This is a genomic window from Streptomyces lycii (assembly GCF_009735685.1).
Taxonomy (GTDB): Bacteria; Actinomycetota; Actinomycetes; order Streptomycetales; family Streptomycetaceae; genus Streptomyces; species Streptomyces lycii.
This window is the reverse complement of record NZ_WHPN01000368.1, coordinates 1-24,775: the sequence shown is the minus strand read 5'-3', so window position 1 is coordinate 24,775 and position 24,775 is coordinate 1. Positions and strand designations below refer to the sequence as shown.

The following is a 24,775-nucleotide window of genomic DNA, read 5'->3' as shown; positions in this document are numbered from 1 at the left end:
CTACTTCCCCTCGAAAAGACGGTCGGTGGTGGTGACGACGGCGCACTTGGCGGCCGCCCATTCCAGCGCCGTGCGGTGGTCGCGCTCGGAGAAGTCCGCCAGGGCGTCGGCCACCAGGAACGCCTTGATGTCGCGCATCCACGCGTCGCACGCCGTCATCATCACACCGATGTGCGCGTAGACGCCGACGATCACGAGCTGGTCGCGGCCCTGCGCCGCCATCCGCTCGGCGAGGTCGCTGCGCACGAAGGCGCTGTACTTCCACTTCGTCAGGACGGTGTCCCCGGCCTCCGGCGCCACCGCCTCCGGGATGGCCTTCGCCTGTTCGTCGTCGGGGAGCCCCGGGCCCCAGAAGTCCTGCTGGAGTCCCCGCTCCGCGGGGGTCTGGCCGCCGGGCTGCGCGGAGTAGACGACCGGGACCCCCAGGCGCGCGCACTCCTTCTTCAGCCGGGCGACGTTCGCCAGCAGCTCGGTGACGGGCGAGGTGTCCGGGGTGAAGGCGCGCAGGAAGTAGTTCTGCAGGTCGTGCACGAGCAGGACCGCCCGGTCCGGGTCGGGCGTCCAGTCCACCCGGTTGGCGGGCAGGTCGCCGGCCTCGGGCATGGGATACGGGGCGATGGCGGGAAGGGCCATGGTGGTGGGGTTGCCTTTCGAGCGGTGTGGGGGCGGGGCGCCGGCGGGGTACGCCGTCAGCCGTCCGCGGCCCGGCGGACCTGTTCGGCGATGGCGGCGCGCAGGTCCTTCTTGCTGACCTTGCCGATGCCGGTGGCCGGGAAGGCGTCGACGAACTCGACACGGTCCGGCACCTTGTACGAGGCGAGACCCCGTTCCCGTACGAACTTCTTGACGGTGATCTGCTTGAGCGGCTCCGCGCCGTCCCGCAGCACGACGTAGGCGCACGTGCGCTCGCCGAGATAGGCGTCGGGCATCGACACGACGGCCACGTCGTGTACGGACGGGTGGGCCAGGATGTGGTTCTCGATCTCCTCGGCCGCGACCTTCTCGCCGCCCCGGTTGATCTGGTCCTTGGCGCGGCCCTCGACCACGAGGTGCCCCGTCTCCGTCATCCGCACGACGTCACCGGTGCGGTAGAAGCCGTCGGCCGTGAAGGCGCGGGCGTTGTGCTCGGGCGCGTTCCAGTAGCCGCGGATGGTGTACGGGCCGCGGGTCAGCAGATGGCCGGTCTCACCGGCGGGCAGGTCGTTGTCCTCCTCGTCCACGATCCGGATCTCGTCGTCCGGGGAGATCGGCCTGCCCTGGGTGGTGACGATGATCTCCTCGGGGTCGTCCAGCCGGGTGTAGTTGACCAGGCCCTCCGCCATTCCGAACACCTGCTGGAGCGTGCAGCCCAGCGTCGGCCGCACGCGGCGGGCGGCCTCCGCGCTGAACTTGGCGCCGCCCACCAGCAGCACCTGGAGGCTGGACAGGTCGTGCGTGCCGCGCTCGGCGGCCTCCAGCCAGACCAGGGCCAGCGGCGGCACCAGCCCGGTGATGGTCACGCCCTCGCGCTCGATCAGCGGGAAGGCCGTATCGGGGCCGGGCTGCGGGCAGAGCACGACACGGGCACCGGCGTAGAAGGCGCCGAGGGTGCCCGGCGAACTCATCGGGAAGTTGTGCGCGGCGGGCAGCACGCACAGGTAGACGCTGTGCTCGTCGACGGCGCAGATCTCGTTGGAGCCCCACAGCGAGTAGATGTAGTCGTCGTGGGTGCGCGGGATGAGCTTCGGCACTCCGGTGCTGCCGCCGGACAGCTGGAGGAAGGCCAGGTCGTCCGGGGCCGGGCCGTCGCCGGGCACCTCGGCCTCCGCACCGGGGTCGGCCTCCGCGTCGGTCAGCGCGGTGTGCTCGCCGGGCTCGCCCACGACGAAGACGTGCCGGAGCGTGGGGACTTCCCCGCGGATCCGCGCCGCGAGGTCCCGGTGGTCGAAGCCGGCGTGCACATCGGGCACGACGTAGGCGACGGCACCGGTGAATTCGCAGAAGTAGCGGATCTCCGTCTCGCGGTGCGCGGGCAGCGCGTACACCGGCAGTGCCCCGATCCGGAAGAGCGCGAACTGCACGGCGAAGAACTCGGCGACATTGGGCAGTTGCACGACCACGCGGTCGCCCTTGGCGATGCCCCGGGCGAGAAAGCCCGCGGCGAGCCGGTCGGCCCGTTCGTCCAGCTCCCGGTAGGTCCAGCGGCGCGTGGCCGAGCCGTCGGGCGCGGGGCCGGGGTCGACCACCGCGATCCGGTCCGGGTGGGCCGCCGCGCGCTCGCGGAGCACCTGCCCGAAGGTTTCGCCGCGCCACCAGCCGGCGGCGCGGTAGCGCTCGGCGTACTCGGCGGGCCAGGTCGGGGCGGCCGCGGACCGGGCCCCGTCCGGACCGGGCGGCGTCCCCGTCGCACCCGGCGCGCCCGGGGCACCCTGTGTGCTCGGCTTGTCCGGCGTGTCCTGTGTGCCCGGCGTGGCCGGGATGTGCGCGGTGCTCACTGGTCGGCTCCCACGGCGTGGAGGAAGGTACGGAACTTGGCGGCCGTCTCGTCGGTCTCGGCCTGCGCGGAGGACGCCGCGACGACGCCCGCGCCCGCGTAGAGCCGCAGGGACCGCTCCTCGGCCTCGGCGCAGCGGATGGTGACGACCCATTCGCCGTCGCCCGCGGCATCCTGCCAGCCGACGACGCCGGTGAAGAAGCCCCGGTCGAAGGGTTCCAGCTCGGCGATGACGTCCCGCGCGGTGTCCGTCGGCGTGCCGCACACCGCGGGCGTCGGGTGCAGCGCGCAGGCCAGCTCCAGGGCGGACGCGGCGGCGGGGTCGCGGATCTCGCCGGTGACGGTGGTGGAGAGGTGCCACATCGCGGCGGTGCGCACCAGCGTGGGCCGCTCGGGCACCTCCAGAGCGGTGCAGTACGGGGCGAGGGCCTCCCGTACGGCGTCGACGACCACGGCGTGTTCGTGCAGGTCCTTCGGCGACTCCAGGAGCGCGGCGGCGCGGCGCACGTCCTCGGCGAGGTCGGTGCTGCGGGGCGCGGAACCGGCCAGCGGGTTGGCGACGAGCCGCCCGCCGCGCCGGGAGACGAGCAGTTCCGGACTGGCGCCGAGGAGGGTGCGGCCGGGACCGGTCGGCAGGGCGAAGGTGTAGCCGGACGGGTCGCGGCGGGCGAGCCGCTGGAGCATCGCGGGGATGTCGAGCGGCCGGGGCGACTCCAGTTCGAGGGTGCGGGCGAGGACGACCTTGCCGAACTCCTCGCGGCGCATCCGCCGTACGGCCTCGGTGACCGCCGCGCCGTAGACCTCCGGGGCGGGCACCGGGGTGACCTCCCAGGCGGTGGCCGCGGGCGTGGCGGCGGGGAGCGCGACGAGCGGGTCCTCGGCGAGCGGCGGGGCCCAGCTGGTGCCGGCGGGGACGGTGAGCGCGGCGGGGGCGGTGTGGTCGAACGGTACGGCGCCGACGACCACGGGGCTGCCCGCCGCGGCGGCGCGGGCGGCGCGGAGGGTCTCGGTGACGCGGAGCGGCAGCGGCCGTTCGTCGTGCGGCACCACGGCGCGGGTGCCGCGGGCGAGCAGGGTCCTGGTCGGGGAGGCGAAGAACCGGCTGTCGCCTCCTGCGTACGCGTCGAGCAGGGCGGTGGCGGCTCCCACCACACCGCTTGCCGGGGCGGTCCGCGCGGTGTCCGCGGCGGCCCGCGGTCCCCGCGCGGCAGCCGGCCCCACGGCCCTGCCCGGACCGGGGCCCGCCGGTGCCGGGGAGGTGGCGGGGGTGCCCGCCGGTCCGGTGCCGGGAGGCACCGCGGCCGTGGTCGGGACGGTGCCGGTCTGCCGCCGGCCGGCAGCCTCAGTGGCAGCGGCATCGTGAGCCGTGGTCACCTGCTGCTCCTGTTCTCCGGCCTCGTGGAGCCGGGTCTGGGTGGGTGGGGGTGGTGGGCTGTCGCGACGGTGCGCCTGAGCGATGGTGAGACGGTGCGACGGGGCGGGGCTGTGCACTGCGGTGCGGTGTCCGGGCATGCGTCCGTGCACGCCTCCGCGCACGGGACCGGCCGGACACACCGGTCGCGCCGCGGTCCGGGCGCCGGTCAGGCGCGCAGCGTCGCGCCGCCGTCCACGTACAGGTCGTGCATGGTGATGTGCCGGGCGCGGTCGGAGACCAGGAAGGTGACGGCGTCCGCGATGTCGCCGGGCGCGGCGATCCGGCCGAGGGGAATGCCGACGCGGTACGAGGCGGGGTCGCCGTTGACGACCCGGTCGGGCGCGTCGGGGTCGCCGCCCCACATGCCGCGCTGCATCGCGGTGTCGGTGGAGCCGGGTGAGACGACGTTGCAGCGGATCCCGGTGCGGGCCAGTTCCAGGCCCAGGCACTTGGTGAACATGGTGGCGGCGGCCTTGGAGGCGGCGTACGCCGCCATGCCCGCGCGGGGAACGCCCGCGGCGTTGGAGCCGACGGTGACGATGCAGCCGGAGCCGCGCCCGGACATGCGGCGGGCCACCGCGCGGGAGGTGTGGAAGACGCCGGTGGTGTTGACGGCGAAGGTCTGTGACCAGTCCTCGTCGCCGAGGTCCACGACAGGTGAGGTGCGCAGCACGCCGGCGACGTTGACGAGGATGCCGAGGGGGCCGGTCTCCCGCTCGACCCGGTCCACGACCTCGTCGACGGCGGCGCTGTCGGTGACATCGGCCGGATGGGCGGTGACGGTGGCGGGGCCGAACTCGGCCTCCAGTTCCTTGACGCCCTCGGCGTTGCGGTCGACGGCCGCGACGCGCGCGCCCCGCTCCACGAGTGCGCGCACCACGGCCTCGCCTATGCCCTGCCCGGCACCGGTCACCAGGGCGACACGGCCTGCGAGTTCCGGCTCCTGCACGGCGCTTCCTCTCGTTCCGTTCCGGCCGTCCGCGGCGAACCGCGACGACCCCTCAAGTAAGGCTTGCCTAACCTAACACAGTCCGGTTGGGCGCATGACGCGGCGGGTGCCCTCCGAGGACACCCGCCGCCTCCCCCGCCTCCGGGTGGTCGGCCCGGCCGGTTCACTTCACCCACGGCCCGTCACTTCACCACGGGCCGCGCCTTCACCACGGGCCGTCACCTGGCCACGTCCGCCACCTCGTCACGTCCGCCACCGGCCACGGCCGTCCCGTCACCACATCCGTGCCGTCACCACGCCCGCGCCGTCACCACGTCCGTCGCTTGACCACGGCCGTCCTGCCGGAGCGGCGATCGCGCGGCCACGGCCGTCGCTTCACCACGGCCGCGCTCGTACCGCGACCGTCGCCCGCCCACGGCCGTCACTCCGCCATAGCCTTCTCGATGTCGTCGAGCACCTTCATCGACGCCCGGGCACCGCCCACACTGGTCCACATCGAGCCGTCGATCTCGGTGACGTTGCCCTTCTCGACCGCGCCGACCTGCCGGTAGGCGGGCTTCTTCTTCAGTTCCTCGAACAGGTCGGCGTCCTTGCCGGTGGACGCGAGGGTGCCGATGAACAGCCAGTCGCCGTCGATCTGTTCGATGTCCTCGTCGCCGACCGGGGTCGAGTGGCCCTCACCCCGGTCGTTCTGGATGCCGGGGCGCTCGAAGCCGAGGTCCTTCAGCACATCGCTGATGAACACGCCCTGCTGCATGACCGCGGTGCCGCGCGCGGAGTAGCGGGCGACGCTGACGGACGAACCCGCCCGGTCACCGATGGCCTCCTTCACCTCGTCCACCCGGCGGTCGTAGTCCGCCAGGAAGGACTTGGCCTCGTCCGACTTGTTGAGCGCCTCGCCGGCGAGCGTGAACGAGTCCTTCCAGGTCTTGCCCTTGCCCGCGGTGACCACCGTCGGCGCGATCTCGCGGAGCTGGCTCAGCACCTGCTTGTCGGCGATCTGCCCGGCCAGGATGAGATCGGGGCGGGCCCGGACGACCTTCTCGATGTCCGGCCCGGTGACCGCGCCGACGACGGGGATGCCCTTCGCGTCGTCACCCAGGTACTCCGGGGCGCCCTTCTGCCCGCGGCCCGCCGACAGCCCGACCGGCTTCACACCGAGTGCGAGCGCGCTGTCCAGGTCGTTCTCGCTGAGCGTCACGACCTTCTTCGGCTGGGCGGGGGTCTCGACCTCGGCGCCGGTGGCGTCGGTGACCGTACGCCCCTCGGACCCGCCGCCGGCCTTGGCTGCGGCCTTGCCGCCGGAGTCCTCGGAGCCGCAGCCGGCGAGCGTGAGAACGGTGGCGGCGGTGAGGGCGACGGCGGCGGTCAGGCCGGGGCGGGCGGAGCGGGACGAGGGCATGGATCTCTCCGAGGGCGAGGGACGTCGGGATGAACGGGCGGGCGTACGGTGTGCGGGCAGGCGGCAGCCCGGCCCGCCTCCGGACCCCCGGAATGCTTAGGCTAGGCTAACCTTATGCCACATCCGCAAGGGGGCCCGCCGGCACATCCGGTACCGGCGGCCGACACCGAAGCCGCACCCGGCGCCGTCCGCCGCACCGCCTCCGGCGCGGCCGGGCCACCGGCCGGAGCCGGACTCCGGCCGCCGGCCCGCCCCGTCCTGCGGGCCGCCGCCGCGCTGGCCGCGGCTCTGCTCGCCCTCTCGCTGCTGTCGCTGCTGACCGGCTCCAACACCATCCCGATGAGCCGCTCCTGGGACTTCCTGACCGGTGACCCGTCAGCCCGCGCGGACGCGCACGTGCGGCTCGCCGTGATGGACGTACGGCTGCCCCGCACCCTCGCCGGCATCCTCGTCGGCGCCGCCCTGGGCGCCGCGGGCTGTCTGCTCCAGGCCGTCACCCGCAACCCGCTCGCCGAGACAGGGCTGCTGGGCGTCAACTCCGGTGCCGCGCTGGGCGTCGTGGTCGGCCTCACCTACTTCGGCACCGACTCCGCCTACGGCATCCTGCTCTGGGCGCTCGCCGGAGGCGTCCTCGCCAGCGGTGTCGTGCTGCTGCTCGCCGCCTCGGGCCGGGCCGCCGCGTCACCGCTGCGCCTGGTGCTCGCCGGCTCCGCGCTCGGCGCCACCTTCCACGGCATGACCTCGTACGTACTCCTCGGCACCCAGAGCACGTTCGACGACTACCGCTACTGGACCATCGGCTCGCTCGCGAACGTCGAGACGTCCACGGCCCTCGCGCTCGCCCCGCTCGTCGTCGCGGGGCTCGCCATCGCGTTCGGCGCGGTGCGGCCGCTGTCCGCGCTCGCCCTCGGCGACGACGCGGCCCGGGCACTCGGCCACCACCCGGCCCGGATCCGGCTGGTCGTCGCCGTCGCCGTGACCCTGCTGGCCGGGGCCGCGGTCGCGATGGCCGGGCCGATCGCCTTCCTCGGGCTGCTCGCCCCGTACGCGGCCCGCGTGGTGACGGGCCCTCGGATGGCACCGCAGCTGCTGCTCTCGGCCCTCGTCGCGGCCGATGTGATGATCGCCGCCGACATCCTCGCCCGGATCGTGATCCGCCCCTGGGAGACACCGGTCAGCGTGCTGCTCGCGCTCGTCGGCGGGCCCCTGCTCATCTGGATCGCACGGTCCCGGGGGATGCTCTCCCTCGGCGCCCCGGGAGCCCGGTCGTGACCCGGCCGACGCGGCGGGAGGCCGTGCCCGCGCCGGGCGCCGACGGGCCGTACGACGGCGAGGCCGCCACGCTTTCGTCCACCGGCACCTCCAACGGCCCGTCCACCGGCCCTTCCACCATCCCGTCCGACGGCCCGTCCCACGGTCCTTCCGGTGACCCCTCCGGCGGTGTTTCCGGTGCTCCCTCCGGCGGTGCTTCCGGTGACCCCTCCGCCAGTGCTTCCGGCCGTCTGTCCAACGGCTTGTCCAACGGTCGGTCCACCGGTCGGTCCGCGGGTCGGTCCGCCCTTCCGTCCGCCGGTCCGGCGGACGGCCCGTCCAGCGGTCCTTCCGGTGGCGCTTCCGGCGGTCCGTCCGGTGGTCCTTCCGGCGGTCCGTCCGGCGGTCCGTCCGGCGGTCCGTCGCTCGTGCCGGCGGACGCGGTGCCGCTGCGCGCCGGGACGCTGTCCTGGCTGTTCCCGCGCCGCACCGCGCTCGTCTCGCTCGCGCTGACCGCCGTGATCGCCGTGGTCGTCGTCCTCGCGACGCTCGCCAGCTCCACCGGCATGAGCCTCACCGAGTCCGTGCGGGGGCTGCTGGGCACCGGCGACTTCGCCACCAACATGATCGTGCAGGACCTCCGGCTGCCCCGGATCGTCGTGGGCCTGCTCGTCGGCGCGGCGCTCGGCATCTCCGGCTGCCTGCTCCAGACCCTGGCCGGCAACCGGCTCGCCACACCCGACGTCATCGGCGTCAACGAGGGCGCCACCGCCGTCGTCGTCGCCTCCGTCGTCGGCAGCTCGACGGCCATGGTGGGCGACTGGTGGCTCGGTCCGGTCGGCGCGGTCGCGGCCGCGGTCCTCGTCGTGTTCGCCGCCGGCGGCATGGGCACCCGCGGCTACCGCGTCCTCGTCGTCGGCATCGGCGTCTCCACCGTCGTCGGCGCCGTGGGCGACCTGGTGATGTCCCGCCAGAACCAGAGCAGCGCGGGCGGCATCTTCCTGTGGAGCGTCGGCAGCCTCAGCGGCCGCGACTACGGCGTCGCCGTACCGCTGCTGATCTGCCTCGCCGTGCTGGTGCCGCTCGCCCTGGCCTCCGGCAACCGGCTCGGGGCGCTGCGCTTCGACGACGACACGGCCTCCGCGCTCGGCGTCGACGTGCGCCTGGTCCGCGGTGTCGCGCTGACGCTGGCCGTCCTGCTCGCGGGCGTCGCCGTCGGCGTCGGCGGACCGATCTCCTTCGTGGCCCTCGCCGCCCCCGTCGTCGCGTCCCGGCTCTGCGGGCCCGACCGGGTACCGGTCGCCGGTTCCGCCCTCCTCGGCGCGGCGCTGACCGCGGGCGCCGACGCGCTGGGCCGGGTCGTCGCGCCCGTGGAGATACCCGTCGGTGTCGTCACCAGCGTGCTCGGCGGCCCTTTCCTGCTGTGGGTGCTGTTCGGCAAAGAGAAGACCGGAAAGGCGTGATCCGAGTGACTGCGGACCCGACGACCCTGGACGACACCGCCCCGGCCCCCGCGCCGGGCGCCGGGGCCTCGGCCGCCACCCCGGCCGGGCACGAACTGGTGGTCGAAGGGCTGCGCGCCGGCTATCCCGGCCAGCTCGCGGTGCGCGGCGTGGACCTCACCGTCCCCGCCGGACGGGTCGTCGCCGTCGTGGGCCCCAACGGCTGCGGCAAGTCCACCCTGCTGCGCGCCGTCGCGCGGCTGCACAAGCCCGAGTCGGGCCGGGTCCGGGTCGGCGACGCCGACATCTGGCAGCTGAAACAGCGCCAGGCCGCGCACCGCGTCGCGCTGCTCCCGCAGTCCCCGCAGCCGCCCGAGGCCGTCACCGTCGCAGGCCTCGTACGCTACGGACGCCACCCGCACCAGGGGCTGTTCCGGCAGTGGTCCCGGGAGGACGAGCGGGCCGTACGCGAGGCGCTGGAGGCCACCGGCGTCGCCGCGCTGGCCGGCCGCCGCCTCGACCAGCTCTCCGGCGGGCAGCGGCAGCGCTGCTGGCTGGCGATGGTCCTCGCGCAGGAGACGCCGGTCGTCCTCCTCGACGAGCCGACCAGCGCGCTGGACATGGGCCACGCCGTGGAGGTCCTGGGACTCACCCGCGAGGTCGCCGCCGCGGGGCGTACGGTCGTCATGGTCCTGCACGACCTGGCGAGCGCCGCCCGCTACGCCGACACCCTGGTCGCCATGAACGACGGCCTCGTCGTCGCGTCCGGGGCGCCCCGGGACATCGTCGACGCTCAGCTCGTCAAGGAGCTGTACGGTGTCGACGCGGACATCCTCCCCGCGCCCGGCGACGGTTCGCCCGTCGTCGTCCCGGCCGCACGAACGGCCACCGACCGGCCGGGCACGGACCGCGGGCAACCGGACGCGGACCGCGGGCAGGCGGGCACAAATCGCGGGCGCGCGGGCTGACGGAAGGGGCCGGGCCGCGGGTGACGGAGCGCGGCGCGGCATCAGAGGGATACGGAGCAGGCGGCACCGCGGGGTGGCGGCGCTGCCCGGCACCGCTCGGTGACGAAGCGGCGCGGCACTGCGGGGTGACGGACGGCCCGGCATCGGGGGGTGACGGAGCGGCGGCACCGCGGCATCAGGGGGCACACCACCGGCCGGGCAGGCTTGGATGCCCGGGGCCGCTCCGGGGTGAAGACCACCGGCCGCGCGCGGTGCGTCTTTGGTCGCGTGGGGTGGCGGGCCGGCCGCACGGGTGTGGGCGCCGGCCGTTCACGGTGCAACTTCGGTCGCGCGGGGTGGCGGGCCGGCCGCACGGGTGAGGGCCCCGGCCGCTCACGGAACAACCCCGGCCGAACGGGGTGGCCGTCCGACCGCACGGGCGAGGACCCCGGCCGCGCGCGGTGCAACCCCGGCCGAACGGGGTGGCCGTCCGACCGCACGGGCGAGGACCCCGGCCGCGCGCGGTGCAACCCCGGCCGAACGGGGTGGCCGTCCGGCCGCACGGGTGAGGGCCCCGGCCGCTCACGGGACAACCCCGGCCGAACGGGGTGGCTGTCCGGCCGCACGGGTGTGGGCGCCGGCCGCGCGCGGTGCAGCCCCGGCCGAGCGGGTGGCGGGCCGGCCGGTCCGGCGGCCCGGGCGTACGCCTCCGGCTGGAGGAGGCCGGTCAGGAACTGGCTCTCCCAGGTGCGGGTGAGGGCGGCCGCCTTCTCCCGCTCAGGATTCGAGGTAGCGCAGCACCGCGAGCACCCGGCGGTGACCGGGCTCGGACGGAGGCAGGTCGAACTTGCTGAAGATGTTCGCCACATGCTTCTCCACCGCCCGCTCCGAGACGGTGAACGCCGCCGCGATGGCGGCGTTGCCGTGCCCCTCCGCCATCAGCGCCAGCACCTCCCGCTCGCGCGGCGTGAGCCTGTCCAGCGCGGAGGTCCGCCGGGCGGCCCCGAACAGCTGGGACACCACCTCGGGGTCCAGCGCGGTGCCGCCCGCCGCGACCCGGCGGAGGGCGTCGGTGAACTCGTCCAGGTCCACCACCCGTTCCTTGAGCAGATAGCCGACGCCCTTCGCGTCGTCGGCCAGCAGACCGGCCGCGTAGCGGGTCTCCACGTACTGCGAGAAGATCAGCACCCCCGTCCCCGGCCGGGCCCGGCGGATGGCGACCGCGGCCCGCAGCCCCTCGTCGGTCTGGTCGGGCGGCAGCCGGATGTCGATCACCGCCGCGTCCGGCCGGTGCTCGGCCACGGCCGCGTGCAGCGACTCCGCGTCGCCGACGGCGGCGGCGACCTCGATGCCGCGCAGCGCGAGGAGTTGTACGAGGCCCTCGCGCAGAACCACCGAATCCTCGGCGATGACGACACGCATGGCGGTGGGCTCCTGGCATGGGCGGGGCGGTCAGCAGGGCAGGGTGACGGTGACGACGGTGGGCCCGCCGGGCGGGCTGTCGGTGACCAGTGTGCCGTCCACCGTGCCGACCCGGTCGAGCAGCCCGGTGAGCCCGGTGCCCGCGCCGGGGCGGGCACCGCCGCGCCCGTTGTCGGAGACCGTCAGCCGCAGCACCGCCTGCGCGGCGGCGCCGCGGGCCCGGGCGGCGGGGCGGGCGGAGCGGGCGGGGCGGCAGGCGTGGTGACGAGCCGGGTGACGGTCGCTGCCGCGGTTCCCGTCACGGCTTCCCTCACGGTTCCCGTCACGGTTTCCGTCACGGCTTCCCCCACGGCTTCCGTCGCCGCCGGGGCGGCCGCCGTCGGCTTCGGGGGCCGAGGCGGGATCCGTGCTCCGGGCCATGGCCTCGGGCGTGACCGCGTTCGTCCCCGCGTCGCGTGCCGCGTCGGCTACCGACTCGGGCGCTGTGTTCGTCGCTGCGTCGGGCGCTGCGTTCGGGGCTGACCCGGACTCTGCCGTGGCCGCCGACTCGGGCGCTGTCCCGGGCCCCGACTCGGGCCCTGCGCCCGCGGCTGCTCCGGCGGCTGCGGCGGGTGCGGCGGGTCCGGCTGCCGCGGCGGGTCCGTACGGGCCCGTCGCCGGTGTCGGGGCGGTGTCCGTGGCCGCGTCCGTGCGGCGTACGTCCACGGTGACCGCGCTCGCCCCGCTGTGCTTGACCGCGTTGGCCAGCAGCTCGGCCGCACAGAAGTACGCGATGCTCTCGATCGCCGGCGAGGCCCGCCGCCCGCCGAGCTTTGCGTGCACGGTCACGGGAAGCGCACAGCCCGCGGCGAGCGTTTCCAGGGCGGTGTCGAGGCCCTGGTCCAGCACCGGCGGATGGATGCCGCGGACGAGGTCCCGCAGATCGGCCGCCGCCTGCCGGGCGTTGTCCCGCGCGGTGTCCACCACCGCGAGCACGCGCTCCCGCTCGGCACCGGCCGACAGCAGCTCGCGGATCATGGTGAGGTGCATGCCCAGCCCCACGAGGCGGGCCTGTGTGCCGTCGTGCAGATCCCGCTCGATGCGCCGCAGCGTGGCCACGGCGTCCTCGACAGCCTGCGAACGGGTCTGCTCCAGGGTGCGGATACGACGCTGCTCCGCGCTGGGCCCCAGCAGCGCGCCCAGCAGCGTGCGATGCGGCAGCAGGGCCTGACGCATCAGCCAGGGCGTGCTGAGCAGCAGCTGGATCCCGGCCGCGACCAGCACGATCTGGAGCGGCCAGACATCGAACTCCACGCCGGCGAAGGAGAATCCGACATGCCGCGGACGGCCGTCCGGCCCTGCCACCGTGGTGTTGTTGACCGTCCGCAGCACCGGATACAGCAGGAACAGCAGCCCGTAGGCGTAAGCGAGGGTGGCCGTGACCAGCCCGAGCAGCGCGGTCAGCGGCGCGAGCAGCAGACAGCCCGTGGCCCGCCATCCCGCCGGGTCACCGAGCGCGGCCCGCCGCCAGCCGAAGGCGCCCCGTCTGCGGCGGACCACGGGCGGCTCGACCCGGACGCCGAGCAGCCCCTTGAGCAACCCGCGGTGCAGCGCGCCCAGCCCGACGGCACCGCGCAGGACCAGCGCGAGCAGCCACGGGCCGAGCGGGGTGACGGACAGCGCCGCGCCCACGAGCAGCCCGCCGAGCAGGAGCACCGCTCCGGCCAGGGCAAGCGGCGCGGAGAGAACCGCGAACAGCAGCGCGCCCAGGCTTCGCGGCGCGAACGGCCCGATGAGAACACGCCGGAGGCGCCCGCGGTTCACCCCTCCCGCCCGACCAGCAGCCGCCGGGTCGCCCGGTCCTGTACGGCCGTCAGCCCGCGGACGAGCGGGACGGCCAGGACATGGAAGCCGAGGACGACCAGGGCGTGCACGAACCAGGCGCCGACCAGGGTCGGTCCTCCCCAGGAGGCGTCGAACCGGTGGTCCGGGGTGAACGGGTGCCCGAGCGCGAACGAGGCGTCCGGACGGAGGAAGTAGAGGTAGCCCGAGTAGACCCCGAAGACGCACAGTCCGACCACGGCGAAGGCGACGAGCGCGGGCAGCCCGACCAGAAGACTGTGGGCGACGACCCGGCCCGCCCCCGGCCCCGGCCCCGGCGACACCGCGCCGCCCCGCCCTGTCCCCGGCCCCGACGACACCGCGCCGCCCGTGCCCGCGCGGGACCGGCCGTCCGGCCGCTCCGGATGCGCCGGTTCCTGCCGCGCGGCCCCGCCGGCGAACCGCCTCATGACGGCGACCTGGGCCCGCGCCGCCGCGTCGCCCGCGCCGAGGAGCGCCATCGGCACGGCGGCGACGGCCAGCGGCAGTCCGAACGCGCCCCGCGCGACCGTGTGCAGCACCGCTCGCCCCAGTACGTCCCCCGAGCTACGGGCCGGTCCTGCCATGGTGGTCCTCCTGGACGCGGATCCCGCCCCGTGCGGGATCTTGTACGTCCAGCCTCCCGCCCGCGCCCCGCCCCGCACGATGGGGCCCGCACGGGACCTCGTGGTTCGGTTCACCCCACCCCCGTTCCCGTTTCCGCATTTCACCCCGGGGCGGCCCCGCGCCATCCCGGACCAGCCCTGCTCCGCCCCGGCCGGCCGGCCGAGTACGGGCCGCCTCCGATCCGGCGCCGCCCCCGGCCCGGACCGGTACGCACCGCCCCACCCCGGATCAGCCCGGCTCCGCACCCGGCCCTCGGCCGACCGAGTACGGGGCCGCCTCCGATCCCGCGCCGCCCCACCCCGGACCGGTACGCGCCACCCCCGCCCCAGATCAACCCGGCTCCGCCCCCGCCCTCGGCCGGCGGAGTACGGCACCGCCTCCCTCACACCCCGACGCCGCCCCCAGCACCCCGGACCAATTCCGGGCCGCCTCGCACCCGGCCCGGTGCTGATCCAGCGCCGCCCCCGGCCCGGACCGGCACGGGACCGCCTCTCTCACACCTCCGCCCCGGACCAATTCCGGGCCGCCTCACACCCCGCCGCCGGTCGCACCGGGCCACAGCCGTCAGCGCTCGGCCGGCCCGGTCCCCGACCCGCCCGTCCCCCCAACCGCCTTCCCGACGCCGCACCGGCCAGCCGCGCCGCCCGGGCCGGACCGGTCCGTCCCGCCACCGGCCGGTCCGCCGCTCCGCCGGTCCGTCCGCGCACACAGCCCACGATCACGGCCGGTGCAGTTCGCCGGCCGGTTGGTCGTCATGGTCCGCCCCGGAGCGGACGACCAACGTCGGCCTCGGCTCTCATCTCACAAGAGCCAGCGCCGGCATGTCCGGCGCCGTGATCCCGAACGTCTGCGCGTAGAGCGAGAACTCGGCCTCCAGAGCCCGGATCATCGTGTCCGCCCGGCGGAAGCCGTGGCCCTCCCCCTCGAAGGCGAGATACGCGTGCGGGACGCCCCGCCCCGCGACCGCGGCGAGGAACCGCTCGCACTGCTCGGGCGGACAGATCACGTCGTCCAGCCCCTGGAGCAGCAGGAACGGCGCGGTGATCCGGTCCGCCTGCCGGAGCGGGGAACGCGAACGGTAGCGCTCGGCATGCTCCGCGAGCGGGCCGACCAGACCGTCGAGATAGCGCGACTCGAAGTCGTGGGTGCCGCCGCGCGCCCAGCCCTCCAGGTCCAGCACGGGGTAGATGATCGTGCCGCACGCGTAGAGGTCGGTACTGGTGAGGGACGCGGCCGCCGTCCAGCCGCCCGCGCTGCCGCCGCGGATCGCCAGCCGGTCCCGGTCGGCGGTGCCCTCGTCGGCGAGGGCACTGGCCACGGCGGCGCAGTCCTCGACGTCGACGACGCCCCACTGGCCGCGGAGCCGGTCGCGGTACGCGCGGCCGTAGCCGGTGGAGCCGCCGTAGTTGACCTCGGCGACGCCGATGCCCCGGGAGGTGAAATACGCGATCTCCAGGTCCAGCACCAGCGGTGCGCGGGACGTGGGGCCGCCGTGCGCCCAGATGACGTAGGGCGGGAGTTCGCCGCCGGGCGCGGCGTGGTCGGGGCTGTACGGCGGATAGACGTGCGCGTGGATCTCCCTGCCCTCGGGGCCGGTGAAGGTGCGGATCTGCGGCTCGGGGTAGTACGCGGGGTCCACCGGGTCGCGGTGCTCGGCGCCGATCACCCGGGCGTGCCCGGTGGCCGTGTCGAGTTCGACGACCTCGTAGGCGCTGCGCGGGCTGGCGGCGACGCCGACGACCCGGGTGTCCTCTGTCGCGAGGGAGGGCTCCCATTCGGTCCACGGTCCGGGGGCGTCGCAGAGGTCACCGGTCTCCGGGTCGAGGATCCCGAGGGAGGTCGCCCCGCGGCCGTGGACGACGGCGACGAGTCCGGTGGGCAGCGGTGCGAACCAGCGCCAGCCGAACTTCCACAGCGGCCCGGCGAATTCCTCCTCGCGCGCGCAGAGCGGGGTGACCTCGTCCGGGCCGACCCGGTACAGATTCCACCAGCCGTTGCGGTCGGACGCGGCGAGCAGGCTGCCGTCGTGCGCCCATTCGGCCTGCGCGACGGACTCCGACGGCCCGCCGAGCACGGTCCGCTCCCGCGCGAACGCGCCCTCGGCCGTGACGTCGGCGAGCCGCAGCTCGGTGCCGTCCCAGGGCATCCTGGGGTGGTCCCAGGCGATCCAGGCGGCCCGGGTGCCGTCCGGCGAGAGACGGGGGTTCGCCACGAAGCGGTGCCGCCCGTCGCTCAGCTCGCGGACCGCGGAGCGGTCCGTGGCGGCCGAGCCGTCCAGCGGCACGGCCGCCACCCGGCGCCGCACGTCGGTGGGCGCCTCGCCGGTGAACTCCTCCAGCACGCACCAGACCTCGCCCCGGGCGGTGTGCAACTGCGGTTCGGCCCAGCGCAGTCCGCCTCCGACCGGGGAGAGCGGGGTCAGCGGCCGCGGCGCCGGGGATCCCGGGGCGTCCGGCTCGAAGGCGTAGAGCCGCTGGTCCGAGAAGTCGACGAAGACGATCAGCGGACCGCCCCGCTCCCGGGCCGCACCGGCCCAGGGCAGGCCGCCGTACTCGACGACCCGGCTGCGGACGTTCCACGGGGCGGGAAGGACGGATTCCTCGGTGCCGTCCACGCGGCGGCGCACCAGCGCGCGCCGCCCGCCCTCCCCGGGGCGCGGCACCGTCCACCACACCTCGTCGCCGACGGCGCCCGCATACTCCGGGTGCCCGTCGTGGGACGCGGCGAGTGCGGCACCGATCGGTGACCGCCATGCGCCGTACGGGGTCGTGGCCGCCATGTTCTTCTGCCTTCCGTGAGTCGCGGGCGGTACCGCACCGTGGGACCGGCCGGGGTGGCCGTCAGGGCGCCGTCCGGGCGAAGTGGTCCAGCACCCGGACGCCGAAGTGGAGGGCGTCGACGGGGACCCGTTCGTCGACGCCGTGGAACAGTGCCTGGTAGTCGAAGCCCTGCGGCAGCTTCAGCGGGGCGAAGCCGTAGCCGGTGATGCCGAGCCGGGAGAACTGCTTGGCGTCCGTGCCGCCGGACATGCAGTACGGCACGGCCCGGGCGCCGGGGTCGAACAGCTCGACGGCCTCCCGCATCGCCGCGAAGGCCGGTGAGTCCACCGGTGCCTGGAGCGGGACCTCCCGGTGGTGGAACGTCCAGTCCACATCGGGCCCGGTGAGCTGGTCCAGGGTCTCCTGGAACTCCTCCTCGGCGCCCGGCAGCATCCGGCCGTCGACGAACGCGGTGGCGCTGCCGGGAATGACGTTGACCTTGTACCCGGCGTCGAGCATCGTCGGGTTGGCGCTGTTGCGGACGGTCGCCTCGACGAGCGCCGCGGCCGGGCCGAGCTTGGCCAGCAGCGCGTCCACGTCGAAGTCCGGGGCGTCCGGGTCGGCGTCGATGCCGTGCAGCGCGGCCAGCTCGACGAGCGCGGCGCGCACCGTGGGCGTCAACCGCACCGGCCACGGGTACTCCCCGATGCGGGTGACGGCGGCGGCCAGCCGGCTGACGGCGTTCTCCCGGTTGACCTTGGAGCCGTGGCCGGCTCTGCCGTGCGCGGTCAGCTCCAGCCAGGCGGTGCCCCGCTCCCCCGCGGCGATCGGATAGAGCCGGGTGCCGGGGCCGGCGTGGAAGGTGAAGGCACCGGACTCGCTGATGCCCTCGGTGCAGCCCTCGAACAGCTCCGGATGCCGCCGGGCGAGGAAATCGGAGCCGCACGCGGCGCTGTCCTCCTCGTCGGCGGTGAAGGCCAGCACGATGTCCCGGCGCGGCCGGACCCCGGTGCGCGCCCAGGAGCGCACCATCGCCACCACCATCGCGTCCATGTTCTTCATGTCGACGGCGCCCCGGCCCCAGACGACGCCGTCGCGGATCTCCCCGGAGAAGGGGTGCACGGTCCAGTCGGCGGGCTCGGCGGGCACCACGTCCAGATGCCCGTGCACCAGCAGCGCGTCGGCACCGGGGTCGGTGCCCTCGACGCGGGCCACGACGTTCGTGCGTCCCGGGTCGCGCTCCAGCAGCACCGGCTCCAGACCGGCGCCCGCGAGCCGCTCCGCGACGTATTCGGCGGCGGGCCGTTCGCGGCAGTCGCCGCCGCTTCTGTTGGTGGTGTCGATACGGATCAGGTCCGAGGTGAAGGCCACCACCTCGTCCAGGGCCCGGTCGTCCACGCCGGTCGTCCCCGTCATGTCAGCCATACTGCTCCTCCACCGCCGCCGATACGACGGTCGTGACCGCCTTGAAGCAACGAATCGCCTCATACATGGTGTCGCCCGTGTAGGAGACCCGGCGCTCGCCGGTCTGCTCCACGCCCGGGACCACGGTCGCGGCGCCCGCCAGATGCTCCGCGTCGAACTCCAGCTCAACGGTGTACGGACCGGCGTCCCGCACCGGCTCGTGCCGCACGGCGAGGGCCGCCGCCTCCTCGGCCGCAGCCCGGATGTCCGCGGCCGTGCGCGACGGGGTGCGGCAGATCGCGGCATACCGCGAGACATAGTCCTTGACGGCGACGCCCCGGGCCCGGGGCGCGTAGCCGCGGGCGTCCTCGCAGGTGCGGTCGTCCCCGGTGACGAGGACGACGGGCACGCCGTACTCCGCGACGACATGGGCGTTGAGCAGGCCCTCGCTCGCCCGGACGCCGTTCAGCCGGACGCCGGTGATCGAATTGGCGAGGTAGGTGTGGGCCAGGACGCCCTCCGCGCCGGCGCCCGTGTGATAGCCGACGAAGGCCACGCCGTCCACGTCCCCCCGCTGGACGCCCTCGACCATGCTGAGCGACTTGTGCCGCCCGGTGAGCAGCTGCGCGCGGTCGTCGAGCTGCTCCAGCAGCAGATTGCGCATGGTCCAGTGCGCCTCGTTGACCAGGACCTCGTCCGCGCCGCCGGCGAAGAACCCGGCGACCGCGGCGTTCACGTCGGACGTGAACATCGGGCGGCAGCGCTCCCACTGGGAATGCCCCGGGAGCACGTCGGCGGGCCAGGTGACGCCGGTCGCGCCCTCCATGTCCGCGGAGATGAGGATCTTCATGTGCGAAACCGTACGCGGTGCCGGACAGCGCTGCCAGGCCTGTGGAAAACTCGCCGGACAGCTGCCCCGGGTCAGCTGGGCGGTGCGTCCGTACGGCCCACGACCAGCCACAACGACGGCAGGACGATGCGCGAGCCGTCCGTCCGGTACTCTGCGGTGTTGAGGTCCACCACGCCGTCGTCGAGCACTGTCAGCCCCGCCTGCCGGACCAGTTCCGGCACGGCCTCGTCCGCCACCTCGGCGGGCGCTATCCCGTGGTCCAGGACCGGCCGCAGCTTCGGCGGCGGCCCGCCGGGGGCGCTCGCCAGTCCCGTCAGCAACGGCCCCGCGGCGGCGCTCGGCTCGGTGAGGAACGCGCGGCCGTGCTCGCCGACGAGGGTCGCGACGGCCGCCAGCAGCGGACCGCGGTCGGCGGGCTCGCTCTGGTGCAGGACGCCGCGCAGATAGACGTTGGCGTCGCCGAGCCGGTCGTGCAGTTCCCGGGTGGCCTCCTCGTCCACCACGTCCAGCTGCTCGTACACCAGCCGTCCCCCGGAGGTGTCCGGTGTCGCGCGGCGCGCCCGCCCGACGGCGGCGGCGGACAGGTCCACGCCCGTCGTACGGCCCAGGTGGCCGGCGAGGAAGCGGGTCTGGGTGCCGTTGCCGCAGCCCACGTCGATCAGCGGCAGCCCGCGCGGGAAGTGCGGCGCGAACAGCGGCAGGTGCCGCGCGGCCACCAGCTCCGGCCCGGCGTCCCAGAAGACCCCGCCGGGGCCTTCGGGCGCCTCGCGCCAGAAGGACTCCCAGGCGTTCCGGTAGCGATTCGACACGCTCATGGCAGCTCCCGCCCGCAGTCCCGGCCCGCCACGGCACCGGAGGCGCGATGGCCTCGCGGAACCGGTGGCGCCATGTCAACTTCCTTGTATATGCGGGAAGTTGACGGCGACAAGTGCCAGGACCGCTCTTTCCCGCCGTCGCGGTCGCGCGCTCCGCCGGGCGGCGCGCGCACCGTCAGCCGCGCCCCCCGAGAGCCTGTTCGAACCATACGGTCTTGCCCTGGGCGGTCCTGCTCGCCCCCCACTCCCGCGCCAGCCGGCTGACCAGCCGCAGACCACGGCCGCGCTCGTCGTTCGGACCGGCGTCGAGCAGCGTCGGCAGGGCGTGGTCGTCGTCCGCGACCTCGCAGATCAGCACGTCGTCCGCGCGGACCAGGCGCAGCTCCACATGGCGGCTGTGGGAGTGCCGGACCGCGTTCGTGACGACCTCGCCGACCAGCAGTTCGGCGGTCGGGACGGCGTCCGCCAGGCCCCATTCCAGCAGCCGTTCGTGCACCAGCAGCCGGGCGCGCGCCACCTCCCGCGGGTCGAGGGCGAACTGCCAGGTGACCACGGAGTCCTCCGCCAGCCCGCCGAGCCGTGCCATCAGCAGGGCGACGTCGTCCTTCCGTCCGCCGTGCCCGGCCGCTCCGAGGGTCGCGGCCAGCGAGCGGATGATGGTGTCGCACGCGTCGTCCATGGAGGCGGCCGGGTGCGCGGCGGACTCGCACAGCGCGGCGAGGCCCGTACCGATGTCCGCGCCGCGCATCTCCACCAGGCCGTCGGTGCACAGCACCAGCCGGTCGCCGGGGCGCACCGCGACCCGGGTGGTCTCGAACGGCACACCGCCGACACCGATCGGGGCGCCGGTCGGCAGCTCCAGCAGTTCGCTGCGGCCGTCCTCCGCGCGGACGATCACGGGCGGGATGTGCCCGGCGTTGGAGATCAGCAGCTCCTGGGCGACCGGGTCGTAGACGGCGTACACGCAGGTCGCCAGGTAGTGCTCGCCCAGCCGCTGCGCGAGGTCGTCGAGGTTGCGCAGCAGTTGCGCGGGCGGCAGGTCGAGCGCCGCCATGGTCTGCACGGCGGTGCGCAGCTGCCCCATCATGGCCGCCGAGTTCAGCCCGTGCCCCATGACGTCGCCGACGACCAGGGCGGTGCGCGAGCCGTGCAATTTGATGCTGTCGAACCAGTCGCCGCCCACCCTCCCCTGCCGGGTGCCGGGCAGATAGCGGGTGGCGATGTCGCAGCCGGTCATCCGGGGGGCGATCTGCGGCAGCATGCTTTCCTGGAGCGTCTCCGCGACGTTCTCCTGGTACGTGTACATACGGGCGTTGTCGAGCACGAGCCCGGCGCGCGCCGCGAGTTCCGCGCCGGTCACGCGGTCCATCTCGTTGAACACGTCCCGCTCCGCGTGCCGAAGAAGGATCATGAAGCCGAGGACGACGTCGCGCGCCTTGAGCGGTACGACGAGCATCGACCGGCCGTTGATCAGCGGCCTGATGTCCCGCTTCTCGAACTGGGAGGCGATGGCGTTGCCCATCTCCTCCGTGATCCGCGGGACGAGCACCGGCTCGCCGCTGGTCATGCACTGGAAGAACGGCGTCCCGGCGGGGAACGGCATGGACTCCCCGACCGGCACCACGTCGTCCCAGCGGCCGGGCGGGTCGGTGTGCTCCAGCCAGACCCGGTGCCACATCGTGGTCACGTCGGGAACACCGTCCGGGAAGCCCTCGCCGGCGACGACCTGTTCGCGCAGGTACGTTCCGGCGACATCGGTGAACCGCGGCACGACGGCCTCGCTCACCTCCCGGATCGTCCGGGTCAGGTCCAGCGAGGAGCCGATCCGGCCGCTGACCTCGTTGAGGAACTCCAGCCGTTCGCGGACGGCCGCGTATTCGAGGTCACCCGCGGTCTCCGGCACGGCGGGCACCGGGGCCGCGCCGTCCGCACCGGCGGCCGCGGCGGGCGACGGGCGCTCCCCGGCGGGGGCCACGGCGGGCGTCCGGCGGGCGGCGCGTCGCGGCACGCCCCAGTCCGGGGTGACGGGCACCCGGTCGTGCCGGCTGAACTCCAGCACCGGGTAGCCCAGTTCGAGCACCTGTCCGACGATGCGGGAGCTTTCCCCCACGCTCATGCTGGGCAGGATCTCGGGCAGCCGGCGGGCCAGCTCCTCCGCGCCGGGGAACTCCGTGTGCAGCGCGAAGCCCGGAGCCACCCGCTCCGCCGGTTCGGCGGGCGAGAGCTGCGAGCCGTCGGCGGCGAGCACCAGCAGCCGCGACCGCCCGGGACCGGCCAGCGGATAGGCCCACCAGAGCACGTCGATCGGCACCGCCCCGGAGGCCCGGGCCCGACCGGCCGTGGGGCAGGGCACCGGCTGCGGCTCGTCGTGGAGGGGAAAGGCGGTGTCCCCGGCGCCGAAACCGGCACCCGAACCTGCGCCGGAACCGGCACGTGCGCCGGCCGGATCGTCGTACGCCGCCGGCCCGCCCGGAGGCATCAGCGCCCCGGCGACCGGTATCAGATCGGCGGCCGGGCGCCCGACGGCCTCCTCCCGCCCGGGCCCGAAGAGCTTCCGGGCGCCGGAACTCCAGTGCGAGACCCGGCCGTCGCTGTCCACGACGACGACCGCGAGCGGGACACGGCCCGGCTCTGCGCGCTGCCGGGGCAGCCGCGGCGGGTTGCCACCGTCCATGGCGGGAGGCTCCTTCCCGGCCGCTGTGTCCGCGGCACTCCACCACGGTAGAGGCGTGGAGCCCGTACGCACCCCGCAACGTACGAAATGGGGCGCACGCCCGCGCACATCCGCCGGGGAGCGGCGACCCGCCGCCCGCGGCGGACGGCGTACGCCCCGACGAACGGAAGCGGCGGCAGGCGCGTGCCGCGCGCGCCGGACGCCGCGACGGGGCGCACGCCTCCCAGCAAGGAGCCCCGGGCCGGTGCTGCCGGCCGGGCTCCGGGAACGCCGCCCGTCAGCGCCCGGTCTCGGCGGCGAGCCGGTCGAGCACCCCGTCGTAGATCCGGCCGAGGCCCTTCGGGGCGAAGGTCTTCTCGAAGAACCCGCCGATGCCGCCCGCCCCGTTCCACACACTGCTGACGACGACCTTCGAGCGGCCCTCACCGGCGGGGGTGACGGTCCACGTGGTGACCATCGAGGAGTTGCGGTCCGATTCGACGAGCTGCCCGGGGGACGGCTCCGAGACGTCCAGCAGGCAGTCCCGCACCCGCTTGCTGGTGGCCTGGAGCCTCCAGTGCACGAGCGTGCCCGCCCCGCTGCCGCCCTCGCGCACCTCGTACTCGCTGAACTGCTCCGTGAGCAGCTTCGGACGGGTGCCGGAGTAGTCGGCGAGTGCCTCGAACACCGCCTCCGGTGCCGCTTCGACGATCCGCTCCGTCGTGGCCTCGACCTGCGCCATGTGCTTCCTCCAGTCGGCTTGCCGCCGCGCCCCCACGGACGCGCGCCCCAGCCAACCACCGGCGGGTGCCGCGCCCAAAATCGGGAAGTCGCCTGGCGTAATTCGAATACTTGTTCTAGCTTGATGGGCGAGCACGACGAAGGGCGGACGAACCATGCGCTGGGACGGACTGAGCGACGAGGCGGCCGACGCCCCACCTGGCCTCTTCGGCACGGAGGCGGTTACCCGAACGTTCGACACCCCGGAGTTCCGCGGCATCACCTTCCACGAGATCCGGGCCCGTTCCATCGTGAACCGGGTGCCGGGAGCGTCCCGGATGCCGTTCGAATGGACGGTCAACCCGTACCGCGGCTGCACACACGCCTGCGTCTACTGCTTCGCGCGCAAGACGCACAGCTATCTCGACCTCGACACCGGGATCGGCTTCGACTCGCAGATCGTCGTCAAGGTCAACGCCCCCGAACTGCTCCGCGCCCACTTGGGCTCCCGGCGCTGGCGCGGCGACCACATCGCGATGGGCACCAACGTCGACTGCTACCAGCGGGCGGAGGGGCGCTACCGCTTGATGCCCGGGATCCTCGCAGCTCTGCGCGACTACGCGAACCCGTTCTCCGTCCTCACCAAGGGCACGCTGATCCTGCGCGACCTGGAGCTGCTGCGGCAGGCCGCCGAGGTCACCGATGTCGGCGTGTCCGTGTCCGTCGGCTTCACCGACCACGACCTGTGGCGCACCGTCGAACCGGGCACCCCGTCCCCCGAACGCCGGCTGGAGGTCTGCCGCACGCTGACGGGACACGGCATACCGTGCGGGGTGCTGATGGCCCCGGTCATCCCCTACCTCGGCGACACACCGGCGCAGTTGCGCACGACCGTGCGGGCCGTCGCCGCGGCCGGGGCGACCTCCGTGACACCGCTGGTCCTGCATCTGCGGCCGGGGGCCCGCGAGTGGTTCATGCGGTGGCTGGCGCACCACCACCCGCACCTGGTGCGGCGGTACGAGGTGCTCTACGCGGACGGGGCCTACGCTCCCAAGTGGTACCAGCGCCGGATCACCCGCCAGGTCCACGAGCTGGCCGCGGAGTACGGCATCGGCCCGTCGGCCCCGGGCGAGCACCGCCGCGTCACGCCCCCGCCCGCCGCACCGGAACGGGACCTTCCGGAGGCGACCCAGCTGACGCTGCTCTGACCGGGCGCGGCGCCCGGCCCGCGAGCGCCGTCGCCGTACGGCTCAGCCGGCCGGTACGCCTTCGGGCGCCAGGCCGTCCTCCAGTTCGACCGGACCTCTGCCCGTCTCGAGGGCGGCCAGCGCCGCGAGGGCCCGGCGCGCGAGGGCGGGCGCCAGATACCCGGGCAGGTCCGCCGGCGGCACCGTGCGCCAGTCGGTCAGCTCCTCCTCCTGGAGCCGGATGGCCGCCAGCTGCTCGTCGCCGAGCACCCCGCCGTCGAAGAGGTACGACACCAGCGGCGGCCGGCCCGTGCCGCGCACCCAGTCCACGGCGAGCAGCGGACCCAGCCGGACGTCCAGCCCGATCTCCTCCAGCGTCTCCCGCGCGGCCCCCTGGCGCGGCGACTCGCCCTCGCCGGATTCCACGGTGCCGCCGGGGAACAGCCAGGTGCCGTCCTCCAGGTAGTTCGGCTTCACGATCAGGACATGGCCGCGCCCGTCCCGGAAGACGGCGGCTGCACCGGCGAGGACCTTGGGGAGCCCGGCGATGTAGGAGGCGTAATCGAAAGTCATTGCCCGCACCCTAGCGCTCGGCCACGAGGCCGCTGAGGGCCCGGTCCC

At 74.7% G+C, this 24,775-nt stretch carries 19 protein-coding genes; 4 read left to right on the top strand and 15 right to left on the bottom strand.

What is annotated here, in order from left to right:
- The 5 genes from GCU69_RS24740 to GCU69_RS24720 form a co-directional block, all read right to left on the bottom strand.
- Entirely contained in the window at positions 1–633 is a 633-nt protein-coding gene (locus GCU69_RS24740) for an isochorismatase family protein (protein WP_098752159.1), read from the bottom strand.
- A 56-nt stretch (positions 634–689) separates the two neighbouring features.
- Complete coding sequence (locus tag GCU69_RS24735; RefSeq protein ID WP_235978687.1) at positions 690–2,474, bottom strand: (2,3-dihydroxybenzoyl)adenylate synthase; 1,785 nt, start codon at positions 2,472–2,474, stop codon at positions 690–692.
- The gene (gene dhbC, locus GCU69_RS24730) at positions 2,471–3,694 is read right to left on the bottom strand and encodes an isochorismate synthase DhbC (RefSeq protein ID WP_098752168.1); all 1,224 of its coding nucleotides are present in this window, start codon (positions 3,692–3,694) and stop codon (positions 2,471–2,473) included. The genes GCU69_RS24735 and dhbC overlap by 4 nt, the downstream gene beginning before the upstream one ends.
- A 359-nt stretch (positions 3,695–4,053) precedes the next feature.
- Positions 4,054–4,836: a 2,3-dihydro-2,3-dihydroxybenzoate dehydrogenase gene (locus tag GCU69_RS24725; protein ID WP_156207214.1), complete on the bottom strand. Its 783-nt coding sequence runs from the start codon at positions 4,834–4,836 to the stop codon at positions 4,054–4,056.
- 421 nt (positions 4,837–5,257) lie between these two features.
- Entirely contained in the window at positions 5,258–6,238 is a 981-nt protein-coding gene (locus GCU69_RS24720) for an ABC transporter substrate-binding protein (RefSeq protein WP_098755375.1), read from the bottom strand.
- Between the two features lie 114 nt (positions 6,239–6,352).
- Here GCU69_RS24720 and GCU69_RS24715 point away from each other — a divergent pair, with 114 nt between their 5' ends.
- From GCU69_RS24715 to GCU69_RS24705, 3 genes are all read left to right on the top strand, one after another.
- Positions 6,353–7,510, top strand: a complete 1,158-nt coding sequence (locus tag GCU69_RS24715) for a FecCD family ABC transporter permease (protein ID WP_156207213.1) — start codon at positions 6,353–6,355, stop codon at positions 7,508–7,510.
- Between the two features lie 407 nt (positions 7,511–7,917).
- On the top strand, positions 7,918–8,952 hold the full coding sequence (locus GCU69_RS24710) for a FecCD family ABC transporter permease (RefSeq protein WP_156207212.1): 1,035 nt from the start codon (positions 7,918–7,920) through the stop codon (positions 8,950–8,952).
- 95 nt (positions 8,953–9,047) lie between these two features.
- The gene (locus GCU69_RS24705; RefSeq protein WP_218037973.1) at positions 9,048–9,899 is read left to right on the top strand and encodes an ABC transporter ATP-binding protein; all 852 of its coding nucleotides are present in this window, start codon (positions 9,048–9,050) and stop codon (positions 9,897–9,899) included.
- Positions 9,900–10,655: 756 nt separating this feature from the next.
- On the opposite strand, the gene GCU69_RS24700 is transcribed toward GCU69_RS24705, so the two are convergent.
- From GCU69_RS24700 to GCU69_RS24655, 9 genes are all read right to left on the bottom strand, one after another.
- Positions 10,656–11,300: a response regulator transcription factor gene (locus tag GCU69_RS24700; RefSeq protein ID WP_098755378.1), complete on the bottom strand. Its 645-nt coding sequence runs from the start codon at positions 11,298–11,300 to the stop codon at positions 10,656–10,658.
- A 30-nt stretch (positions 11,301–11,330) separates the two neighbouring features.
- A complete protein-coding gene (locus GCU69_RS34055; protein ID WP_235978685.1) occupies positions 11,331–13,103 on the bottom strand; it encodes a sensor histidine kinase in 1,773 nt (590 codons plus the stop codon).
- Positions 13,100–13,726: a hypothetical protein gene (locus GCU69_RS24685; RefSeq protein WP_156207211.1), complete on the bottom strand. Its 627-nt coding sequence runs from the start codon at positions 13,724–13,726 to the stop codon at positions 13,100–13,102. Before GCU69_RS24685 ends, GCU69_RS34055 begins: the two co-directional genes overlap by 4 nt.
- An 836-nt stretch (positions 13,727–14,562) precedes the next feature.
- Positions 14,563–16,545 carry an LpqB family beta-propeller domain-containing protein gene (locus GCU69_RS24680; RefSeq protein ID WP_156207210.1) on the bottom strand — a complete coding sequence of 661 codons (1,983 nt, stop codon included), beginning with the start codon at positions 16,543–16,545 and terminating at the stop codon, positions 14,563–14,565.
- Positions 16,546–16,606: 61 nt separating this feature from the next.
- Positions 16,607–17,950 carry a M20/M25/M40 family metallo-hydrolase gene (locus GCU69_RS24675; protein ID WP_156207209.1) on the bottom strand — a complete coding sequence of 448 codons (1,344 nt, stop codon included), beginning with the start codon at positions 17,948–17,950 and terminating at the stop codon, positions 16,607–16,609.
- The gene (locus GCU69_RS24670) at positions 17,943–18,779 is read right to left on the bottom strand and encodes a M55 family metallopeptidase (protein ID WP_098754367.1); all 837 of its coding nucleotides are present in this window, start codon (positions 18,777–18,779) and stop codon (positions 17,943–17,945) included. The genes GCU69_RS24675 and GCU69_RS24670 overlap by 8 nt, the downstream gene beginning before the upstream one ends.
- A 71-nt stretch (positions 18,780–18,850) precedes the next feature.
- The gene (locus GCU69_RS24665) at positions 18,851–19,594 is read right to left on the bottom strand and encodes a class I SAM-dependent methyltransferase (RefSeq protein WP_098754366.1); all 744 of its coding nucleotides are present in this window, start codon (positions 19,592–19,594) and stop codon (positions 18,851–18,853) included.
- A gap of 175 nt (positions 19,595–19,769) precedes the next feature.
- Positions 19,770–22,268, bottom strand: coding sequence for a SpoIIE family protein phosphatase (locus GCU69_RS24660; protein WP_156207208.1), 2,499 nt, complete (start codon positions 22,266–22,268; stop codon positions 19,770–19,772).
- Positions 22,269–22,545: 277 nt separating this feature from the next.
- Positions 22,546–22,989, bottom strand: coding sequence for an SRPBCC family protein (locus GCU69_RS24655; protein WP_098754364.1), 444 nt, complete (start codon positions 22,987–22,989; stop codon positions 22,546–22,548).
- Between the two features lie 154 nt (positions 22,990–23,143).
- Here GCU69_RS24655 and GCU69_RS24650 point away from each other — a divergent pair, with 154 nt between their 5' ends.
- A complete protein-coding gene (locus tag GCU69_RS24650; RefSeq protein WP_156207207.1) occupies positions 23,144–24,175 on the top strand; it encodes an Rv2578c family radical SAM protein in 1,032 nt (343 codons plus the stop codon).
- 42 nt (positions 24,176–24,217) lie between these two features.
- Here GCU69_RS24650 and GCU69_RS24645 read toward each other — a convergent pair whose 3' ends face one another.
- A complete protein-coding gene (locus GCU69_RS24645; protein WP_098754362.1) occupies positions 24,218–24,727 on the bottom strand; it encodes an NUDIX domain-containing protein in 510 nt (169 codons plus the stop codon).
- Positions 24,728–24,775 lie beyond the last annotated feature (48 nt).